Here is a 20350-nt window from a genome sequence, read left to right as displayed (position 1 = left end):
GCTGTTCGCGGCTCATCTTCGAGCGCCCCTTGATGCCCTGCGCACTGGCGCGCTGGTACAGCTCGTCCTTGCTGAGCTCGCTGAGCTCGGCGAGCCCGCGGCTCTTGCGCGGAGAGCTCTCGGCCCTGCCCGCCCCCGCTCCCTTCCTCTGCCCCTTCCCCTTTGCTGTCCCCTGCTGCCGGCCCTTCTTCCCGTCCCGCTTGCCGGAGCGGGCGCGCTCGATACTGCGGTTGAGGGCTTCGGTGAGGTCCACCACATTGGTGGCCTCGGGCGGGCCCTCCTCCGGGGCGATCTCCTCGCCCTTCGCCTTGGCCTCGACCAGCGCCCGCACCCGGTCCTCGTAGGTGTCGGTGGAGTCCTGCGGCCGGAAGGGCGTGCTCATGCTCTCGATCAGCTGCCGTGCCGTCTTCAGCTCCTTGCCGCCCGCCTGCTCGTGGCGCGGCAGCACGGGCAGCTCCTCGCGCGGGTCGCGTACCTCGTCCGACCAGTGCAAGGTGTGCAGCGTGAGCGCCTCGTCGCCGCCCCGCAGGGCCACCAGACACTCCCTGTTGTGCATCACGAACGTGGCGATGCCCGTCATCCCCGACTCGGCGAGCGCAGCTCGCAGCAGTTCGTACGGCTTGCCGTACTGGTCGCCGCTGGGGAAGAGGTAGTAGGCACGCGCGTAGTGGACGGGGTCGATCTGGTCCGCGTCCACGAACCCGCTGACGTCGATGACCTGCGACTTCCCGGGGGCGATCTCGGCCAGCTCCTCCCGCTCGACGGTGACGTACTCACCGTCGGCGACCTCGTAGCCCTTGACGATGTCGTCGTACTCCACGCCCTTGCCGGTCCGCTCGTTCACCCGCTTGTTGCGTACGCGGTCGTTGGTGCCGCGCTGCAACTGGCGGAAGTGGGTGGTGTGGTCCTCGGTCGCGGCGTACATCCGCACCGGAACCGTGACCAGCCCGAAGGTGATCACTCCGCTCCAGACCGGACGCGCCATCGCTCTCACCCGTCCCTTCGTCACCCTTTGTGACCGTTCATACTGCGAGACGCCAGGCGCCCCGCCACCCCCTTCGAGCGCGGGCGCACGCGCTCTCACTCTCGCCCCTGGCACCCCCACCCGCATCCGGGGCCGGTGCGTACGGGTACCGGGTTGCACGCCCTTCGCGCCTCACACCCCGCATTTCGCGCGCTCTGCGGCGCCCTGCTGCCTCCTGCCCGCGCCGTGCCGCCCCCTTGCCGCGCCGTGCCGCCCCCTGCGCCCCCCACGTGCTTCGCACCGGCTCCACCGAGCGGGAGTCACCGGGGCGGGGGGAGGGAAAGCCGATTACTGAGAGCGCACCATTCCCACACGCTTCGCGCTGTTCGTCGCGCCTGGACCGGAGAAAGGAGCAGCCGCTCCGGTATGACGACTCAAGAGCTCACCGACGTCCCCGCCGCACCCTCCCTGCTGGCGTACGCGCACGAGCGGACGGAACCCGTGCTGAGGGAGGCCGTCGGTGCGCTCCAGCCGGAGCTTCGGCGGGTCTGCGGCTACCACTTCGGCTGGACCAGACCGGACGGCAGCCCCACCTACGGCGTCACCCCGGGTCCGTACCCGCACGCGGCGCTCGCCCTGCACGCGGCGGGCGCGGGCGAGCCGGGGCGGGACGGGGTGCGGCCGGAGTCCTCCACGGCCGCGGCACTGCCGGGGGCCGCGGCCGTGGAACTGGTCCACAACTGGGCCGCGCTGCACGACGACGTCATGGACGGCGAACCGCTTCGCCGGGGCCGCTCGGCCGTATGGGCGGTCTACGGCACGGGATGGGCGGTACTGGCCGGGGACGCGCTGCTCGGCGCGGCCACCCGCTGCCTGCTGCCGTCCGGAAAGCCGGCCGGCGGCCCTGGCCCGACCGGGACACATGACGAGACGGCAGCCCGCACCCAGGGGTTGGGGGCAGCCGGAGCCGAGGGGCCGACGGCCGCCGTGGCACAGGGCGGCGAGGCGGACGGCGACGAGCGGGCTGCCGTGCTGCGGCTGCTGACCCGTACCACGTCCCGGCTGATCAGTGGCCGCTCGGCCGAACTCGCGCTGCGCCGCCGCGCCCCCGAGGGGATCAGCGTGGAGGAGTACGCGGCGGTCGCGGCCGCGCGCACCAGTTCGCTGCTGGAGTGTGCGCTGGCGGGCGGGGCGCTGCTGGGCGGTCACGACGAGCGGGTCGTCGAGACGCTGACCCGCGCGGGTCACCACCTGGGCATAGCCGTGCAGGCCGCCCGCGACATCGAGGACCTCTGGTCGGGTACGGGCCTGAGCGGGCGGCCCGTGATGAGCGGCCTGCGGGAGGGCGGCCCGAGCCTCCCGCTGATCGCCGCACTGCGCGCCGGCAACCCGGCGGCACGCACCCTCGCCCAGTCGCTGGGCGGCGGCCCCGCCTGCCCGCCGCCCCCGGACGAGTTGGCCGACCTCATCGAGAACGCGGGCGGGCGCGCCGCGGCGCACGAGATATCGGCCTGGCAACTCGCGGAAGCGTACGCCCAGTTGGACAAGGCGGCCCTCCCGCCGGCCTCGCACACCGCCCTCCGCGCCCTCTTCCGGCACACCGTCACCCGCACCTGAGCCGCCGCGAGACCCGGCCGATCACGGCGAAGGCGGCCATCGCGACCAGCAGATAGAGCGGCACCAGCAGAGGTACGACGGCGTCCTGGTGCACGGTGTGCCACCCGGCGTGGCGGCGGTCGCCCTCCAGCACGACGCGGTTGACGGTGAGAAACGTCAGATGGGTTCCGATCGCGGCCCACAGCGGCGCTTCACGCACGGCGGTCCGGGCGGCGACCAGGGTGAGGCCGAAGACGGTCAGCAGGACCAGATAGTCCACCGGGTGCTCGCCCTCGGGCGCGAGCCCCACCTGCCCGCCTTCCGCGCCGACCAGCCGCGCGGTGACCGCCCCCACCACCGTGGAGGCGCCGGGCACCAGCAGAAAGACGGCCGTGGTGCCGAGCGCCGCGCCGGCACCCCCGAAGGCACCCCGCAGCGAGGTCCAGGTGTAGCCCCGCAGCGTCGTCTCCTCCGGGAGCGCTTCGAGGAGCAGCGCGACAACGGCGTTGGTGACGAGGAACGCGGCGAGGGCGCCGGGATCGGGGGCGGACCAGCGCAGCAGCCCGGCAGCCGTCGCCAGTCCGAACACCCCCGAGGCGGCGGCGCCGGTCACGGCCACGCCGATCAGCAGTGCCCGCAGACTCGCCACCGGCCCGCCGAAGCCCAGCAGCGCGGGCCGGTGGCCGCTGCGGCGTACCGCGCCGAGCACCAGGGCGAGGGCCACGGCACTCACCAGCGCCGCCGGAACCAGCCGGGCGGCAAACCCGGAAGGGGCGAGTCCGAGAGCGCGGGCGAGCGTGGGACCGGCCCCGGTGCCGACGCCCAGCGCCAGAGCCATCGCCGCACCGCCGCCCAGCGCCCGGCACAGCGCCTGTGCCCTCCCGCCCAGCGGGAACCGCGCGGCTCCGGTCGGCCGGGAGTGCGGGGCTGTGTGCTGCCGGGCGGGTTGAAGACGGGTCACTGTTGGCTCCTTCAGGGGGCGTTGGCGTCCGGGCACCTTGGCATCGCGGCTGACCTGGCCATTTTCGAGGGCGGCGCAGGGGCGGGGCCTCGTCGTCAGTGACGATCCGCGAGTACATCGAACGATTGACCGGGTGCATCTTGTGGGCCGTTCGGCCGCAGGTGCGGTGTCGCTGCCGGGGAGCGGGGACGAGTCGTCATCCAGTGCATTTATCGGACTTATATGACTTACTCGCTACGGAGGAGCTCTGATGAGCACCAGCCACACCGCCACCGGCCACGCTCCCCACCGCGCCCGCAACCGCTCCCGTCCGAGCCGCACCGGTCCCCTTCGCAACTGGCCGGGCCGCCCACACCCCCGCCGTACCGGCGTCCGCCGCGTCGCTGCAGCGCTCGCGCTGGCCGCGCTGCTCGCCGGGGTGGCCGGGTGCGGGGACTCCGACAGCGGTTCGCGCTCCGGGTCAGGGGCGGGCCGGGACGGCAGCCGTGCCGGGCAGGGCAAGGAACAGCGGGCCGCGCAGGCCCGGGAACAGCGGGCTGAGGATGCCCGGCGCGGGTTCTCGCTCTTCGCCACCGGCGATCTGCTCGCACACGACTCGATCATCCGGCAGGCGCGCGCGGACGCGGGCGGCTCCGGCTATGACTTCAGCCGGATGCTCGCCGCCGCCAAGCGGCCGGCCACCGGCGCCGACCTGGCGATCTGCCATATGGAGACCATCTACGGTCCCGACGGCGGGCCGTTCACCGGCTATCCGCTCTTCCAGACGCCGCCGCAGCTGGCCCGCTCGGTCAGGGACGCGGGCTACGACTCCTGTTCGACCGGCTCCAACCACACCCTGGACGACAGCGCGGACGGTGTGACCCGCACCCTCAAGGCGATGGACACCGCGGGGCTCAAACACGTGGGGTCGGCCCGCACGGCCAAGGAGCGGAGCCGGCCCGCGATGCTGCGGGCCGGGGGTGCCAAGGTCGCGCAGCTCGCCTACACCTACGGCACCAACGGCATCTCCATCCCCAAGAGCAAGCCCTGGCTCGTCAATCTGATCCAGCCCGAACAGATCATCCGGGACGCCCGCGCAGCGCGCCGTGCGGGCGCCGACGTGGTGGTGGCCAGCCTGCACTGGGGCACCGAGTGGCAGGAGGAGCCCGACGAACTGCAGCGCTCCGTCGCCAAAAAGCTGACCGCCTCCCGTTCGCACGGGCGGCGGGACATCGATCTGATCCTGGGGACCCACGCGCACGTGCCCCAGGCGTACGAGAAGGTCAACGGAACCTGGGTCGTCTACGGGATGGGCGACCAGATCGCCGGCAAGATGAACGACCCGCGCGGCAGCATGGGCAGCGCGGCCCGCTTCCATTTCGTACCGCCGAAGAACGCGAAGCGCGGGGCGAGCGGCAAGGACAGCAAGCGGGCCACGGGTGAGTGGACCGTCGACAAGGCGCAGTTCACCCCCTTCATGATGCGGACCTCGCCCCGCCTCACCCTGGTCAACCTGGCCTCGAAGGAGAGCAGGGGCGCGGGCGACGCGGCACAGGACGAGGCGTACGCATCGATCCGGAAGGTCGTCTTCAGCCGAGGCGCCAAGAAGGACGGCCTGCGCATGGCCCCCTGAGGGGGCACCCCCTCCCCCTCACCGGGTCAGGTCCTCCGGCCCGTGCGGCTGACGATGACGGCGCCGACCACCATCAGCAGTCCGACACCCCCCACCGAGAGGCCGATGGTCAGCAGTGCCGTGTCCATCGGCGGGTGCTGGGTGGGCTGGGCGCCGGTCCGGGACGCCAGGTACGGCTTGCCCTTGTACCCGACGGAGGCCGCCGGGTCCGCGGGCGGCTTGGAGACGGCACGTACGGCCGCCGCCGCGTTGATCACGCCGTGGCCGACCAGCGGGCTGTAGCCGCCCGGTGGGTGCGCTGCGGTCTTGGTGAGGATGGCGCGGACCTGGGAGGGCTTGAGCTTGTGGTCCTTGCCCAGCATCAGGGCCACCACGCCGGAGGTGAGCGCCGCGGCCGGGGAGGTGCCGTTGACGGGTTCGTAGCCGCCGGTGTTCTTCGCGCTGACGATGCCGACGCCGGGCGCCGCGACGGTGTTGTACGTCCGCACGGTGGAGAACTCGGCCCGGCTGCCGCCCTGCTTGACGGCGGCGACGGCGATCACTCCGGGATAGCCGGCCGGATAGGAGGAGTCGTTGAAGACGTCGCCGTCGTTGCCCGCCGAGGCCACCACGGTCACGCCCTTGTAGGCGGCGTGTGCCAGGGCCTTGGTCTCTTCCTCGTTGAAGCTGGAACCGAAGGAGTCGCCGCCCAGCGACATGGAGATGACGTCGGCCCCGTGGTCGACCGCGTAGGTGATGCCCTGCGCGACAGGGCTGGGCCCGGTCTTCCAGTCTCCTGCGTCGTGCTCCTTCTTGTCGTCGATCACCCGCACCGACAGGATGCCGGCCTTGGGGGCGACCTTCAGCACGTCCGAGGCCATCGCCGTGCCGTGGCCGCCCCAGCGCGGATCGCCGGGCTGCAGGCCGTCCTTGAGGAAGTCGGGGCCGGTGGTCACCTTGCCGGCCAGGGCCGGGTGGTCCTTCTCCACACCGCTGTCCAGGACGGCGACCTTGACGCCCTCGCCCTGCGTCGTGCGCTGCGCGGAGGACAGGCCGAGGGCCCGCGACTCCCAGCTGGTGGGGGTGTCGGCCTGTGCCGGGGTGGCGGTCACCGTGCACAGCAGTGCGCTCAGCCCGGCAGCGGCGATCACGGTGCCGAGGCGTCGGCGGTTCCTGACGTCCCGGTTCATGACGTCTCCTTGAGCAGCAGGTCGCCGAGGTGCAGATTGAGGTCGTTGGCGAGGGAGTGGGCGGCCTCCCGCCAGGGCATGCGGTCGGACTTGGCGTCGAGCTCCGTCCTTCCCCACTGGCCGGGCAGCCGGCCCGCCTTGCGGCCGTCGGCTGAGCCGGCGGAGACCGCGACGGCGTAGGGCAGGTCCAGGTCGGTGACCTGCACGCCGTCCGAGCCGTTGCGGTCGGCGTCCTTCCAGCCGGCTGCGGCGGTGTCCGGGACCGGGAACGCCTTGACGCCGTGGCTCGCGGTGCGCTTCTCCTTCTCCGCGTCGAAGAAGGTGGTCATCCCCTTCGCGGCGTCGTCCACCTCCGGAAGGACGATGAGGGCGACGGTCGCCACCAGGTTGCCCGTCGGGTCGGCGTAGGTGGCGCGCAGCACCGCCTTGCAGCCCCGCTTCTCCGCCTCGGCGGCCAGCGCTCCGGTCAGTGCGCCGGCGCAGTCGGTCTGCTTCGATATGCCGAGACGGTTCCATTCGGCGATCTTCGGATCGTCCGCGCCGGACTGTGAGTTGGTCTTCGGCCCGAGCGTCTTGGGAAAGAGGGTGTCCACCCGCTCGTTGCGCCACATGTCCGGTCCGTAGCCGGATCGGTTGGGGACGTCCTGGCTGGCGTTGGAGAAGGTGTGCGCGGTCAGTCCGCCTCCGGCGAGGAGGGCGAGGCCGCCGACGACGCTGAGAAAGACGGTGAGGCAGGTGCGGCCGGTGTTCTTCTTCGGCGGGGGTGGCAGCGGCATTCTGTGGCCGGGTACGCCGCCGCCGGGCATGCCGCCACCGGGCATACCGACGGGCATGCCGCCGCCGGGCACCCCAACGGGCATGCCGCCGGGCATCCCCTGGGGCGCGCCGCCCGGTGGCCCCGGTGGGGGTCCGGGCGGCATCGCCGGTGGCGACGGGGGCGGCGGTCCCGGCTGCTGCGGGACGAACCCCCCGGCGCGGCCGGGGGGTTCGGGTGGGCTCGGGTAGGTCATGGCTCCCCTCCTCGGTGTTCGGCACCCGGTGTGCGGGTGCAGAGCAGCGGGGGGAGACGTCTGCGCTCGCTCTGTTTAACGCGCGTGCCCCCGCGTTTGCGTAGTAGATGTAGCAGACACTATCGGCCACGATCGGCGACGAGACGATCGATCCCCCGTCTCACCTGTGTCACAGAACCGCAGGTCAGAACGTTCCGGACATACGCGGTTGTTGTGCCGTCGCCGTTGCCGGTCCGGGTCAGACGGGCTGGAGGTCGTGTTCCCGGGCGGAGGCCGGGGCCTGTTCGTCCTCCGGGACGGAGATGACCCAGTGCGTCGGCCGGCGGGGACGCAGATACAGCGCCCAGTAGGCGACCGCGACGAGGACGATGCCGCCGGTGATGGCGAGGCTCTCGGTGCTCTGCTGCCACAGCACCCACAGCAGCACCGCCATCAGCAGCGCGGGCAGCACCGGCCACAGCGGCATCCGCCAGGCGGCCCGGTGCTTGTAGCCCGCACGGCGTGCCGCCAGGGCGCCGAGCGCGACGAAGACGTACATCCCCGCCACGGCCACCCCGGTGACCTCGCTCAGCATGTCGAGGTTCACGAAGCACAGCAGCGCGCCCGGTACGCCGACCGCCAGCGTGGCCACCCAGGGTGAGCCGAAGCGCTCGCCGAGCCGGGAGAACGCGCGGTTGACGGGCGTCGGCCAGGCGGAGTCGCGGGCCGAGGCGAAGACGACCCGGGAGTTCTGGATGACCATCACGATCGCGGCGTTGATGATCGCCAGCGCGATGCACAGGCTGATGAACGTGCCGACGGCCGAGTTGCTCCACTGCTGCACCATGGCCGCGATGTCGCCGCCGGCCAGGGCGTGCAGGTCCGGCGCGCCCAGAGTGATCGCGACGACGGGGAGGATGACGACCGCGAACCCGATGGCGAGCGTCCACAGCACGGTGCGGGCGACGGTGCGGCGCGGGTTGTCCATCTCCTCCGCGAGATATACGGCGGTCGAGAAGCCCTGCAGGATGAACAGCGCGGTGGCGAGCCCGGCGACGATCAGCCCGGCCGTGACCGGCGAGGCGTGGCCGTGGCCGCCGTCCATCACGGGGTGCACCAGTACGGAGGCGGAGCGCTCGGTGTGGGTGAAGCCCAGGAAGGCGACGATCGCGGCGCCCACCACCTCCAGGGCGAGGAAGATGCCGGTGATCCAGGCGTTGGCCCGCAGGTCGAGCAGGCCCATGGCGGTTGCCAGCAGCATGACGGCGGCGGCTGCGAACTGTGGATCGAGGTGTACGACCGGAGCGAGATAGTCGGCGGTGCCCAACGCGATGATCGGCGGGACGATCATGACGACGATCAGGGACAGGACGAAGACCAGCCAGCCCGCCAGCCTGCCCATCAGGGTGCCGACCATGGCGTACTCACCGCCGGAGCTGGGGATGAGCGTGCCCAGCTCGGAGTAGGTGAAGGCGACGCCGATGCACAGCAGCGCGGCGACGGTGATGGTGAGCGCCGTGCCGGTGCCCAGTGTGCTGAAGGAGTCCGGGACGATCACGAAGAGCGACGAGGCCGGGGTCAGACAGGACAGGGTGAGCAGCGTGCCGCCCACGACGCCGATGGAGCGGGTGAGCCTGGGCTTGCCGGGGTCTTCGAGGGTGTCGGTCATGCGGGTCCGTTCGCGCGTATCGCCTCCGGTGGTTCGCGGTATGGAAGCCGTTGCGGCAAATCGGAGTCAAGGCCTCCGTTAAACGGAATCCGTTGCGCTGGCGGAATCCAGTGACCGATTCAGTGCTTCCATCCCGCCTATGAAGCCGATTTCGGCGTACGAGGAAATCGCAGCGACGGTTTGCAGGTTTCGCCCTCTGTCGGTGCGCGGACGGCAGCCGTCTCACGATGTGGCCCGGCCGTGCGGGCGGACCCGCCATGGGCCCTGGGCTCAGTGCGGGCTCGGCAGGCCGAACGCCTCCACGATGCGCTGGGCGGCGAGGGTTGCTGTCAACGAGCCCTCGCGGACGCGGGACTCCAGGAGGGGGGTCAGCTCCCGCACCGCGGGGTGCTGTTGCAGGCGGGTCAGCAGCTCGTCGCGGACCATGGACCACACCCACTCGACCTGCTGGTCCCGCCGCTTGGCGGCGAGCTCCCCGCTGGACTCCAGGACGGCTCGGTGCCGCTCCAGCCGCTCCCACACCTCGTCGAGGCCGGTGCCCTCCCGCCCGCTGCAGGTGAGCACGGGAGGGGTCCAGGCGTCGTCGCCGGCCCTCATCAGCCGCAGGGCGCCCGCCAGTTCGCGCGCCGCCGAGCGGGCGTCGCGCTCGTGCGGCCCGTCGGCCTTGTTGACGGCCAGCACGTCGGCGATCTCCAGCACGCCCTTCTTGATGCCCTGGAGCTGGTCGCCGGTGCGGGCCAGCGACAGCAGCAGGAAGGAGTCGACCATCTGCGCCACGGTCGCCTCGGACTGCCCGACGCCGACAGTCTCCACCAGGACGACGTCGTAGCCGGCCGCCTCCATCACGATCATCGTCTCGCGGGTGGCCTTGGCGACGCCGCCGAGCGTCCCGGCGGTGGGGGAGGGGCGGACGAACGCGTCGGGGTCGACCGCGAGGCGCTCCATGCGGGTCTTGTCGCCCAGGATGGAGCCGCCGGTACGGCTGGAGGAGGGGTCCACCGCCAGCACGGCGACCCGGTGTCCGCGCTCGGTCAGCAGCGTGCCCAGCGCGTCGATGAAGGTCGACTTGCCGACCCCGGGCACTCCGCTGATCCCCACCCGCCGGGCGCCGCCCGCGTGCGGCAGCAGCGTCGTCAGCAACTGCTGGGCCAGTTCCCGGTGGTCGGCCCGGCGGGACTCCACCAGCGTGATGGCGCGGGCGATGTACGCGCGGGAGCCCTCCAGGACCCCCTTGGCGTAGTCGTCGAGGTCGATGGTCCGGGGCACGCGGTCAGCCCTCGCTGTCGGCCAGGCCGGCGGCGCCGGCGAGGTCGTCGTGCCCCAGCTCAGCGGCCAGCTTCCGCACCAGTTCGTACGCCGCGTCCGGGATGACCGTGCCCGGCGGGAAGACGGCCGTGGCGCCCGCCTCGTGCAGCGGCTCCACATCGGCGGGCGGGATCACTCCGCCGACGACGATCATGATGTCGTCCCGTCCCGCCGCGGCCAGCTCCTCCCGCAGCGCGGGGACGAGCGTGAGGTGCCCGGCGGCCAGGGACGAGACGCCCACGATGTGCGCGTCCGCCTCGACCGCCTGCCGCGCCACCTCGGCCGGGGTCTGGAACAGCGGGCCGACATCCACGTCGAAGCCCAGGTCGGCGAAGGCGGTGGCGATCACCTTCTGGCCGCGGTCGTGCCCGTCCTGGCCCATCTTGGCGACCAGCAGCCGCGGCCTGCGGCCCTCCGCCTCCTCGAAGGCGTCCACCAGCTGACGGGTGCGGCCCAGGGACGACGACACTCCTGCCTCCTCGCGGTACACACCGGAGATCGTACGGATCTGCCCCGCGTGCCGCCCGTACACCTTCTCCAGGGCTTCCGAGATCTCCCCGACGGTGGCCATGGCGCGGGCCGCGTCCACCGCGAGTGCCAGCAGATTGTTCTCCAGCCCCGGCCCCGAGCCCGCCTCGGCGGCCCGGGTGAGGGCTTCCAGCGCGGCGCGGCAGGTGCCCTCGTCGCGCTCGGAGCGCAGCCGCCGCAGCTTCTCGATCTGCTGGGCGCGCACGGCGGAGTTGTCGACCTTCAGCACGTCGATCTGCTCGTCGCTGCCGGTCCGGTACTTGTTGACGCCGATCACCGGCTGCCGTCCGGAGTCGATACGGGCCTGGGTGCGGGCCGCGGCCTCCTCGACGCGGAGCTTGGGGATGCCCGCGTCGATCGCCTTGGCCATCCCGCCCGCGGCCTCGACCTCCTCGATGTGCTGCCACGCGCGGTGCGCCAGGTCGTGGGTGAGCCGCTCGACGTAGGCGCTGCCGCCCCACGGGTCGATCACCCGGCAGGTGCCCGACTCCTGCTGGAGCAGCAGCTGGGTGTTGCGGGCGATCCGGGCCGAGAAGTCGGTGGGCAGGGCGAGGGCTTCGTCCAGTGCGTTGGTGTGCAGCGACTGGGTGTGGCCCTGGGTGGCGGCCATCGCCTCGATACACGTACGGGTGACGTTGTTGAACACGTCCTGCGCGGTCAGCGACCAGCCCGAGGTCTGCGAATGGGTGCGCAGCGACAGCGACTTGGGGTTCTCCGGCTCGAACCGGCTGACCAGCTTCGCCCACAGCAGCCGGGCCGCGCGCAGCTTGGCGACCTCCATGAAGAAGTTCATGCCGATCGCCCAGAAGAACGACAGCCGGGGCGCGAAAGCGTCCACGTCCATCCCCGCGTCCAGCCCGGCGCGCAGATACTCCACCCCGTCCGCCAGGGTGTAGGCCAGCTCCAGATCGGCCGTCGCGCCGGCCTCCTGGATGTGGTAGCCGGAGATGGAGATGGAGTTGTAGCGCGGCATCTTCTGCGAGGTGTACGCGAAGATGTCGGAGATGATCCGCATCGAGGGCTGCGGCGGATAGATGTAGGTGTTGCGGACCATGAACTCCTTGAGGATGTCGTTCTGAATGGTCCCCGCCAGCTTTTCCGGCGGCACGCCCTGTTCCTCGGCGGCGACGATGTAGAGCGCCAGCACCGGCAGCACAGCGCCGTTCATCGTCATCGAGACGGTCATCCGGTCCAGCGGGATGCCGTCGAAGAGCTGCCGCATGTCGTAGAGGGAGTCGATCGCCACGCCCGCCATGCCGACATCGCCGGTCACCCGCGGATGGTCGCTGTCGTAGCCCCGGTGGGTGGGCAGGTCGAACGCGACGGACAGGCCCTTCTGGCCGGCCGCCAGATTGCGCCGGTAGAAGGCGTTGGACTCCTCGGCCGTCGAGAAGCCCGCGTACTGCCTGATCGTCCACGGCTGGTTGACGTACATCGTCGGGTACGGGCCGCGCAGATACGGCGCGATGCCGGGGTAGGTGGACAGGAAGTCCAGCCCTTGCAGGTCCTCGCCGGTATAGAGCGGCTTGACGGCGATTCCCTCGGGGGTGTGCCAGGCCAGATCGGGCACGCTGTGCCCGGAGCGCTCCTTGACGGCTTCGCTCCACTGCTCGGGCGTGCCCTCCGGGGGCTGTTCGGGGTCGAGACCGACGGCGGTGAAGTCCGGGATGCTCATGCTTCGACCCCCATGCAGTCGAGAAGGGACGTGAGAAGGGCGACCGCGTCGCCGCCCGCGTGGACGAACTCGTCGACCCCGGCGCCCTCGTACTCCGCGCGCCGCCCGGCGTCCTTCGGCTTCCCCGCCAGCAGCACCCGTGTGGCACCGGCCGCCTTGAGCGCGGCGGCGACCCCGGCCGCCTGCTCGGCGTAGAGGTCGTCGCTGGAGCACAGGCAGGCGACCTGGGCGCCGCTGCCGCGGAACGCCTCCGGCGCGCCTGCGGCGTCCACTGTCACCGGTTCGTGCACCGGCTCGATTCCCCCAGCGCGGGCGAGGTTGGCCACGAACGACACCCGCGCGGTGTGCGCGGCCGCCGGGCCCAGCGCCGCGATGAACAGCTTCGGGCGTTCGCCGGTCGCCGCCAGGTGCGCGTCCGAGCGGGCACGCAGCGCTTCGTATGCGTCGTCCCGCCGTACTCTCGGCAGCCCGCCGCCGGGCCGCTGCGGTGCGGGCTCGCGCTCGACGGGGCGCTCGTCCAGCAGCGGGAACTCGCTGACCCCGGTGACCGGTTCCGTTCTGCGGGCCAGCGCTCTGCTGCGCTCCGCCCAGCCCTCGCGCAGCCGTTCGGCCACCAGCCCGTCGCGCAGGGCAGCCGCCATGCCGCCCGCGCCCTCGATCTCCTGGAACCAGGCCCAGGCAGCGCGCGCCAGCTGGTCCGACAGCTCCTCCACATACCAGGAGCCGCCCGCGGGGTCGATCACCCCGGCCAGGTGGGACTCCTCCAGCAGGATCGTGGAGGTGTTGCGCGCGATACGCCGGGCGAACGCGTCCGGCAGCCCCAGCGCGTCGTCGAACGGCAGCACCGTCACCGCGTCCGCGCCGCCGACTCCGGCAGCGAGGGTGGCCACCGTCGTACGCAGCATGTTCACCCACGGGTCGCGGCGGGTCATCATCACCGGAGACGTCACGGCGTGCTGCCGCTGTGCGCCCGCGTGCGCCGGAGCGCCGCACGCCTGCACCACCCGCGACCACAGCCTGCGCGTCGCGCGCAGCGCCGCGATGGTGGTGAACTGGTCGGCGGTCGCCGCGTACCGGAATTCCAGCTGCCCGCAGGCCGCCGCCACCGGCAGTCCGGCCTCGGTCATGTCCCGCAGATACGCGACGCCGGTCGCCAGCGCGCACCCCAGCTCCCGGGCCGGCGTGCCGCCCGCCTCGTGGTACGGCAGCGTGTCCACCACATACGTACGCAGTCCCGGCTGCTCCCGCTCGCACTGTGCGGCCAGCGCCGCGGCCTCCTGCCGCAGCGCGGTCGCCGCCTCGTGCGCGCCGGTACGGGCCGCGTGCCCCAACGGGTCGGCGCCCAGCACGCTTCCGGGCGCGGGCTCGGCGCCGCCGGGCAGCCGGCCCCGCAGCCGCAGCAGTTCGGCCGCGGCCCGCCCGAACTCGGCGCCCGCGTCCAGCACGATCGGCGCGAGGTCGAAATAGACGCCCTCCAGCGCGCCTTCCAGCTCACCTATGGGCAGCCCGCCCTCGCCCACTGCCAGCCACAGGGAGGTGACGCCGTTCTCCAGGTCACCCAGCACGGCTTCGCGGGTACCCGCCGCGTCGGCGCGTGTGTGCCGCTGCCGTATGTCCCAGCCCCGTGCGGCGTTGGCTTCGGGGCGCGCACCCCGGACGAACGGCGCGAACCCGGGGAAACCGCGCGGGCCGCCGTTGCCGTTCGTCGTCGTACCGCCCGTGTAGAGGGGGCGTACTTCGATGCCGTCGGGAAGCGTCGTGGTGAGGGCGGACTCGGGCGCGGAGGCGTCCGGGACCTTCGCTCCCGTCTTGCTCAGGACCCCGGAAACGAGCTGCTGCCACTGCTCGTACGTAGCCTCCGGAAAGTCCTGGCCGAGGGAGAGCCCTTCTTCAGGCGGGACCGTCATGGCCGCAGATTAGGCGAGGTGACCCACGAGTAGCACCAGCTCATCTGTGTGACCTTTCACTCTTCCGTGCGGGACGCTGCGCTGGCCTGGGGGGTTGCCTGTGTCTCCGCGAAGCTTGGGCAGTCTGCTCCCCCAAGCTCTTCGAGCAGGGGTGCCCCCAGGGCGCAGGGTGGGCAAGCGCAGCCCCCGTTGCCGGGTACGGGTTTGTTCACGGCAGGAGGCGTTGCTCCTTTGCGACAGCCACCGCGCCGGCCCGGGTGTCCACGCCCAATTTGCTGTAGATCCGCCCCAGATGGGTCTTGACCGTGGCTTCGCTGATGAACAGAACGTGGGCTATCTCCCGGTTGCCCAGGCCGCGCGCCAGCTGCTGGAGGATGTCGCGCTCCCGCTCGGACAGCGCCGGGCGCGGACTGCGCAGCTGGGCCAGCACCCGGTCGGCGACCGGGGCCGAGAGCGCGGTACGCCCCGACGCCGCGTTGCGGATCGCCGCGAACAGCTCCTCGGGCCGCTCTGCCTTGAGCAGGTAGCCGCTGGCGCCCGCTTCGATGGCGCGGGTGACGTCGGCGTCCGTGTCGAACATGGTGAGCACCAGGACGCGCGGGCCGGACTTCTCGCCCTCCCGGGCCGACAGGCGCCGGGTGGCCGTCACGCCGTCCATGCCGCCGCCCAGTTGCAGATCCATCAGCACGATGTCGGGCCGTACGCGGGCGGCCACGGCCAGGGCCTCCTCACCGCTGCCCGCCTCGCCCACCACCTCGAAGCCCTCGGAGCTGGACAGCAGCGCGCGCAGCCCGGCACGCACCACGGCGTGGTCGTCGCACAGCAGCAGCCGGATCGGCGCGGGACGGGACTGCGGCGCGGTCACGGAGCGGCCTCCATCGGTGTCGGGTCGGGGTGCGCGGCGAGCGGAACGGACGCCGAGACGACGGTGCCCTCGCCCGGTGCGGACTCCACACCGAGTGTGCCGCCCAGCTGTGCCGCCCGGATACGCATGGCCGGGAGCCCGTGCCCGCGCGCCCGGTCCGCTCCGGCGGAAGCGACCGGCGGCCCGTCCGGGGCGAAGCCCCGCCCGTTGTCCGCGATGTCCAGTGAGACCTCGTCGTCCTGGCAGGTCAGGGTCACCGCTGCCCGCGTCGCCGCGGCGTGCTCCCGGACGTTGGCCAGCGCGCCCTGTGCGATGCGCAGCAGCTGCGCCTCGACCTGCTCGGGCAGCGGGCCCGGAGCGCCGTCCAGCCGGAAGACCACCGTCAGCCCCGGACCACTCTCCCGCTCGGCCAGCGAGCTCAACGCCTCGGCCAGTGAGTTCCCGGCGAGGTCGGCCGGGGCCAGATCGTGGACGAACCTGCGGGCCTCGGTGAGGCTGCGGGAGGTGATCTCGGCCGCGTCCCTGACGTGGCCGCGGGCCGCTTCCGGGTCCGTACGCCAGACCCGCTCGGCGGCCTGGAGCAGCATCTGCTGGCTGGACAGGCTCTGGGCGAGGGTGTCGTGGATCTCCGTGGCCAGCCGCTGGCGCTCCGCCAGGGTGCCGGCGCGCCGCTCCGTGGCCCGCAGGTCCCGGCGGGTGCGGAGCAGGTCGTCGATCAGCACCCGCTGCCGCGCTGCCTGGCGTTGCAGGTGGACCAGTACGGCGGTGGCGACAGCGGCGATGGCCGGCGGCGCGACCACCATGTTGGGGTTGACCGCCCCTTCTGTCCCTCGCAGTTGGGAGGCGACGACCAGCGTGGTGAGACCGGCCACGACCGGTACCGCGATCCGGGCGGACAGCGTGTGCAGCCCGGCGAACAGCAGCGGCATCGCGCACCAGGTGGCGCTCGGCGCGAGGGCGAGCAGCACGATCCACACGGCCGACACCGTGCCCAGCCAGACCAGATGCCGCGCGGTGGGGCGGCTGCCGGGGCGCGGCGCGGGTGCCAGCACTCGTCCCAGTGCGTAGAGCACACCGAAGACGGCGAACAGCGTGACGATCCAGAAAGTGTGGCGCTCGCGCTGGTCGTACGTCAGGAAGCGGACGAGTGAGGAGCCCAGCAGCAGACAGAACGCCGCGTGCATGACTGCCGTCAGCCATCGGTTGTCGGGGTCCGCCCGTTCCTCCATCGCGGAATGCCTTCCTGCCCCGGCCCGTCCGATGCCGACTGCGGGTGCGTTGTGGTTGCTCGCGCAGTTCCCCGCGCCCCTGACGGGGCGCGTCTCCGCTCACCAATGCTGGGCAGCAGGACGCCGGGCCGCATCAACCGATCGGATGACGTTGGCATCCACCGGACCGCTCCCGTATCGCAGCCGGTCAGCCGCGTCCCGCGGTCTCCGGTGCGCCGAAGCTGGCAGCAGCAGAACCGCAAGGCCGCACCACCGCAAGACCGGGAAGGAAATGATCCGCGTGCCTGCCAAGAACGTCACCGTCAACCGCGCTGCCCTCGGGCACCGCGTCAGCTACGCGCTGCGCCACCCCCAGCGGGTGCCCCGCTATCTGGTGCGTGCCACCAGGGACGCGTGGCTGCGCTACCGCTGGCCCGACCACATCTCCTACTACCGCGCCGTGATGCGCTCCGACACCCGTGCCGACCCGGAGGCGGCGGTCGGCAGTGCCAGCCATGACCGGTGGCTGGCACTGGGCGCGATGCAGTTCGACTACCTGCTCGACCACGGACTCCGCCCCGAGCACCGGATGCTGGAGATCGGTTGCGGCAACCTGCGGGCGGGGTGGCGGTTCATCCGGCACCTGGAGCCGGGGCACTACTACGGCATCGACATCTCTCCCGACATCCTCGCCGCCGCGCAGGACACGATGGTGCGCATGGAGTTGCAGAACAAGCTCCCGACCCTGGCGCCGGTCCATGATCTGACCCTGCGCTTTCTGCCCGACGCCCACTTCGACGTCGTGCACGCGCACAGCGTCTTCTCGCACTCCCCGCTGCACGTCATCGAGGAGTGCCTGGCCAATGTGGGCCGGGTGCTGGCTCCGGGCGGCTGGTTCGACTTCACGTTCGACCGCACCGAGGGTGAGGAGCACCAGGTCCTGCGCGAGGACTTCTACTACCGCACCGAGACGCTCATCGGCCTGGCCGGGAAACACGGCCTGGCCGCGCGCTTCATGGCCGACTGGGAGGAACTGCCGCACGGCCAGTCCAAGATCCGCGTCACCCACGGCCCGGACGGCGCCGCCACCGACGGCCCTGGCCCAGCCCCCGAGCGTGCTCAGACAGCGCGTTCGGCCAGTCGCTGACGCGCCAAGTGGTCCGCCGCGCGGGTCGTTTCGGGCTGGCGGTAGTCGGGGGCCAGCCGCAGGGCGAGCGCGGTGGCGTTGTCGAGACCGATTCCGCTGCCGACGGAGACGAACACCGGCTTGACCCCGTCCTGGGTACGCAGCGCCCGACCGACCTGCTCGCCGTCGATGGTCAGCGGCGTCCACGCACCCCGCTGCCGTTCCGGCTCCGCGTAGTCGAAGAGGAACGGCGTCTTGGCCACCCCGAAGCACGGAATGCCGGTCAGCACGCCCAGATGGACGGCGAGTCCGGCGCGCCGGGGGTGAGCGACGCCGTAGCCGTCGCACACGATCACCTCGGGCCGGTGCGACAGGCCGCGCAGCGCCGCCGCGACGGAGGGCAGTTCGCGGAAGGCCAGCAGTCCGGGGATGTAGGGAAAATCCGTGCGTCCCACGTGCACGGACTCGTCCACCACCGCGAGGGTGGTGGCGTCCAGCACGACGGCGGCGGCCACCAGGTCGCCGTCGTCGGCGTAGGCGACGTCCACCCCGCCCACGGTGCGCACCTGGTCGGGGTCAGGGCCGGGCCCGACCAGGTCGGCGGCCTCGCGCAGCCGGTCCTGCGCGGCGACCGCCTCCGCCTCGGTGGCCGGCCAGTCGTCCGCGTCCGGCTCCGCGCCGATCCTCACACCCATGTCACTCCGCAGTCGCAGGCGTCATTGAGCACACACGACCTCGTGCAGCTCGATCGGGTGGGAGTCTAGAGCGACGTAGGCGGTGAAGGTGCTGGTGGTGCCGTCCGCCCAGGAGGCGGTCACCGTGGCCCAGCCGACGCCCGCGGACTGGGCGGTCGTCACCGGCCCTACGTCGATGTTCCGCGGCGTGTTCTGGGCGCACAGCAGGACGTCGTGGTCGGGGTTGTCGGCCTGCTTCTGCTTGAGGAAGTCGGAGACGAAGTGCTCCCGCTGCCAGTCGGTCGGCCCGCTCTCGCCGTAGAACCAGGTCAGGAAGCGGTGGATCTCGGGCCCGGTGTGCCGGTGCCGGTGCTGGGCGAGTGGCCCGTCCTGCTGCGCGGCGGGCGCTGCCTGTGCGGCCGGCCCGGCCTGCGCGGTTGCCGCCGCCGGTGCCGCGTGGGCGTCCGGCACGGACAGCGCCAGTGCAGCCGCTCCGGCGGCACACAGTGTGAGGGCACGACGGGTACGGGTGGTGCGGAGCGCGGCGCGGGTGGTACGGAGCATGCGAACACCTCTTTTGTCGGGCGCTGTCCCGGATGGCAGCCGGTGACCGCATCGTCCGCCTTCCGGAGTGCGCCACGGAACGGTGACGCTTCAACTGCGCACCACAAATCCCCCACTTGGATGAGGGTGCGCACTGCCCTCGCCGCAGGAGCACCCCCGTACGCTCCCCGCATGGACGAGACCGAGGCGGATGGGGCGTCGGAGAAGGTGACCCTGCGCTCCGTGGATCTGGCGCGGGCCGCCGGGATCTCCACGCAGCAGGTGCGCAACTACGAAGAGGCGGGCATCATCCCGCCCGCCGACCGCACCGCTTCCGGATACCGGTCCTTCACCCCGCGCCACCGCGCCGCACTGCTCACATACCGGGCGCTGGCGAAGGGCTACGGCACCGGCCCTGCCCAGCGCATCCTGCGTGCCGTGCACAGGGGCGACGTACCCGCGGCGCTGGCCCAGGTCAACGAGAGTCACGCCGTACTGCACGAACAGCGCCGCTCCCTGCAGGCGGCCGGCGAGGCGCTGACGGCGGTGGCCGAGCGAGCCCCCGAGGAGGAGGCACCACCCCGCTCCGTACTGCGCATCGGCGAGCTGGCCCACCAGCTCGGGCTGCGGCCTTCCGCACTGCGCGTATGGGAGTCGGCGGGGCTGCTCTCCCCGCTCCGGGAACCGGTCACCGGCTACCGCTGCTTCGGCCCCGCCGAGATCCGCGAAGCCCGGCTGATCGCCCTGCTGAGGCAGAGCCGCTATCCGCTGCCCCAGATCCGCACCGTCCTCGACGACCTGCGCGGCTTCGGCAGCACGGCGGAGCTGCGGGCAGCGCTGGCCCGCCGGGAGCAGGAGCTGACGTCCCTGACGACCGCCATGCTGGAGGGCTCCGGCCTGCTGCACACGTATCTGCGGGATTACGGCCCCGGTGCGGGCCGCTGAGATGATCGGACGCGTGTGCCCTTCATCTCCCTCTCCGGCGCCCGCGCGTGTGTCCCCGGACGCGTTCGCGGGTGAGTTCGAGATCCATCTGACCGTCGACGGCTCCTGCCCCGCCGTACGCTCCGGCGCGCTCGCCGCGCACGCGGCCGAAAGGGGCTGGAAGTACGCGCACATCGTGCTGGACCGGGGCCGCACGCCCGTCCAGCCGATGGTGACCTTCGCCGTCGCGGACAGCACCCTCGCCACGGCCCGCGCAGCCGCGCAGTCGGCGGCCGGTGAACTGGCCGCCGCTGCCTGCCCGGTGGTCCGCGTCAAGGTGGAGGCGGCGCCGTGGGCCCGCGGAGTACCGGCCACCGACGCCGAGGGGGCCGCGCTCGGTCCGGCGTACTACTTCGAGCACCATGTGAAGCTGCTCCTGCCACCGGACGCGGATACGGCAGAGCTGACCCGGCTCGCGGTCCGGCATGCCGCGCACCTGTCCCGCAACGCCCGCCGCGTCCGCGACGACGGACAGCGGGAGCACTTCGTCACCCAGCGCTGCCGCCGGGTGGGCGGCACCACGGCGGGGCAGCGGCTCGAGGCCCTGCTGACCGCGCTCTCCTCCCACCCGTCAC

At 72.3% G+C, this 20350-nt stretch carries 17 protein-coding genes; 5 read left to right on the top strand and 12 right to left on the bottom strand.

Translation table 11 applies throughout. The features are described 5' to 3' along the window. Nucleotides 1–985 (bottom strand): non-homologous end joining protein Ku (ku, locus tag ITI46_RS23825; RefSeq protein WP_209241766.1); only part of this gene is annotated, 985 nt, incomplete at its 3' end. Nucleotides 986–1390: 405 nt separating this feature from the next. Between ku and ITI46_RS23820 the strand changes: the two genes are divergently transcribed. Next, nucleotides 1391–2581: a polyprenyl synthetase family protein gene (locus ITI46_RS23820; RefSeq protein ID WP_209241765.1), complete on the top strand. Its 1191-nt coding sequence runs from the start codon at nucleotides 1391–1393 to the stop codon at nucleotides 2579–2581. Here the strand turns inward: ITI46_RS23820 and ITI46_RS23815 are convergent. Then, nucleotides 2568–3521, bottom strand: a complete 954-nt coding sequence (locus ITI46_RS23815) for a CPBP family glutamic-type intramembrane protease (RefSeq protein ID WP_209241764.1) — start codon at nucleotides 3519–3521, stop codon at nucleotides 2568–2570. The genes ITI46_RS23820 and ITI46_RS23815 overlap by 14 nt on opposite strands. Before the next feature lie 250 nt (nucleotides 3522–3771). Between ITI46_RS23815 and ITI46_RS23810 the strand changes: the two genes are divergently transcribed. Further along, nucleotides 3772–5133, top strand: a complete 1362-nt coding sequence (locus tag ITI46_RS23810; RefSeq protein WP_247746479.1) for a CapA family protein — start codon at nucleotides 3772–3774, stop codon at nucleotides 5131–5133. A 26-nt stretch (nucleotides 5134–5159) separates the two neighbouring features. Here the strand turns inward: ITI46_RS23810 and ITI46_RS23805 are convergent, their stop codons facing one another. The 8 genes from ITI46_RS23805 to ITI46_RS23770 form a co-directional block, all read right to left on the bottom strand. Further along, nucleotides 5160–6302 carry a S8 family peptidase gene (locus ITI46_RS23805; RefSeq protein ID WP_209241763.1) on the bottom strand — a complete coding sequence of 381 codons (1143 nt, stop codon included), beginning with the start codon at nucleotides 6300–6302 and terminating at the stop codon, nucleotides 5160–5162. Further along, nucleotides 6299–7162 carry a hypothetical protein gene (locus ITI46_RS23800; protein WP_247746478.1) on the bottom strand — a complete coding sequence of 288 codons (864 nt, stop codon included), beginning with the start codon at nucleotides 7160–7162 and terminating at the stop codon, nucleotides 6299–6301. The genes ITI46_RS23805 and ITI46_RS23800 overlap by 4 nt, the downstream gene beginning before the upstream one ends. 388 nt (nucleotides 7163–7550) lie before the next feature. Beyond that, nucleotides 7551–8960 carry an APC family permease gene (locus ITI46_RS23795; protein ID WP_209241762.1) on the bottom strand — a complete coding sequence of 470 codons (1410 nt, stop codon included), beginning with the start codon at nucleotides 8958–8960 and terminating at the stop codon, nucleotides 7551–7553. Nucleotides 8961–9230: 270 nt separating this feature from the next. Further along, complete coding sequence (meaB, locus tag ITI46_RS23790; protein WP_209241761.1) at nucleotides 9231–10226, bottom strand: methylmalonyl Co-A mutase-associated GTPase MeaB; 996 nt, start codon at nucleotides 10224–10226, stop codon at nucleotides 9231–9233. 4 nt (nucleotides 10227–10230) lie between these two features. Further along, a complete protein-coding gene (scpA, locus tag ITI46_RS23785; RefSeq protein WP_209241760.1) occupies nucleotides 10231–12468 on the bottom strand; it encodes a methylmalonyl-CoA mutase in 2238 nt (745 codons plus the stop codon). Beyond that, nucleotides 12465–14375 carry a methylmalonyl-CoA mutase family protein gene (locus tag ITI46_RS23780; protein WP_209241759.1) on the bottom strand — a complete coding sequence of 637 codons (1911 nt, stop codon included), beginning with the start codon at nucleotides 14373–14375 and terminating at the stop codon, nucleotides 12465–12467. Before ITI46_RS23780 ends, scpA begins: the two co-directional genes overlap by 4 nt. A 208-nt stretch (nucleotides 14376–14583) precedes the next feature. After that, on the bottom strand, nucleotides 14584–15240 hold the full coding sequence (locus ITI46_RS23775) for a response regulator (RefSeq protein WP_307808297.1): 657 nt from the start codon (nucleotides 15238–15240) through the stop codon (nucleotides 14584–14586). Then, nucleotides 15237–16469: a sensor histidine kinase gene (locus ITI46_RS23770; RefSeq protein WP_209241758.1), complete on the bottom strand. Its 1233-nt coding sequence runs from the start codon at nucleotides 16467–16469 to the stop codon at nucleotides 15237–15239. The genes ITI46_RS23775 and ITI46_RS23770 overlap by 4 nt, the downstream gene beginning before the upstream one ends. 280 nt (nucleotides 16470–16749) lie before the next feature. Between ITI46_RS23770 and ITI46_RS23765 the strand changes: the two genes are divergently transcribed. Further along, the gene (locus ITI46_RS23765; protein ID WP_209241757.1) at nucleotides 16750–17595 is read left to right on the top strand and encodes a class I SAM-dependent methyltransferase; all 846 of its coding nucleotides are present in this window, start codon (nucleotides 16750–16752) and stop codon (nucleotides 17593–17595) included. Here ITI46_RS23765 and ITI46_RS23760 read toward each other — a convergent pair. Together ITI46_RS23760 and ITI46_RS23755 are read right to left on the bottom strand one after the other, a co-directional pair. After that, complete coding sequence (locus ITI46_RS23760; protein ID WP_209241756.1) at nucleotides 17568–18269, bottom strand: endonuclease V; 702 nt, start codon at nucleotides 18267–18269, stop codon at nucleotides 17568–17570. The genes ITI46_RS23765 and ITI46_RS23760 overlap by 28 nt on opposite strands. 21 nt (nucleotides 18270–18290) lie before the next feature. Continuing rightward, complete coding sequence (locus ITI46_RS23755; protein WP_209241755.1) at nucleotides 18291–18812, bottom strand: hypothetical protein; 522 nt, start codon at nucleotides 18810–18812, stop codon at nucleotides 18291–18293. Nucleotides 18813–18983: 171 nt separating this feature from the next. Here ITI46_RS23755 and ITI46_RS23750 point away from each other — a divergent pair, with 171 nt between their 5' ends. Beyond that, nucleotides 18984–19736 carry a MerR family transcriptional regulator gene (locus ITI46_RS23750; protein WP_209241754.1) on the top strand — a complete coding sequence of 251 codons (753 nt, stop codon included), beginning with the start codon at nucleotides 18984–18986 and terminating at the stop codon, nucleotides 19734–19736. Nucleotides 19737–19785: 49 nt separating this feature from the next. Next, a partial coding sequence (locus tag ITI46_RS23745; RefSeq protein ID WP_209241753.1) for a hypothetical protein occupies nucleotides 19786–20350 on the top strand: 565 nt, incomplete at its 3' end.

It is taken from the genome of Streptomyces oryzae, assembly GCF_017676365.1.
Classification (GTDB): Bacteria; Actinomycetota; Actinomycetes; order Streptomycetales; family Streptomycetaceae; genus Streptomyces; species Streptomyces oryzae.
The sequence above is the reverse complement of the archived record's forward strand: the minus strand, read 5'-3'. Positions and strand labels throughout refer to the sequence as shown.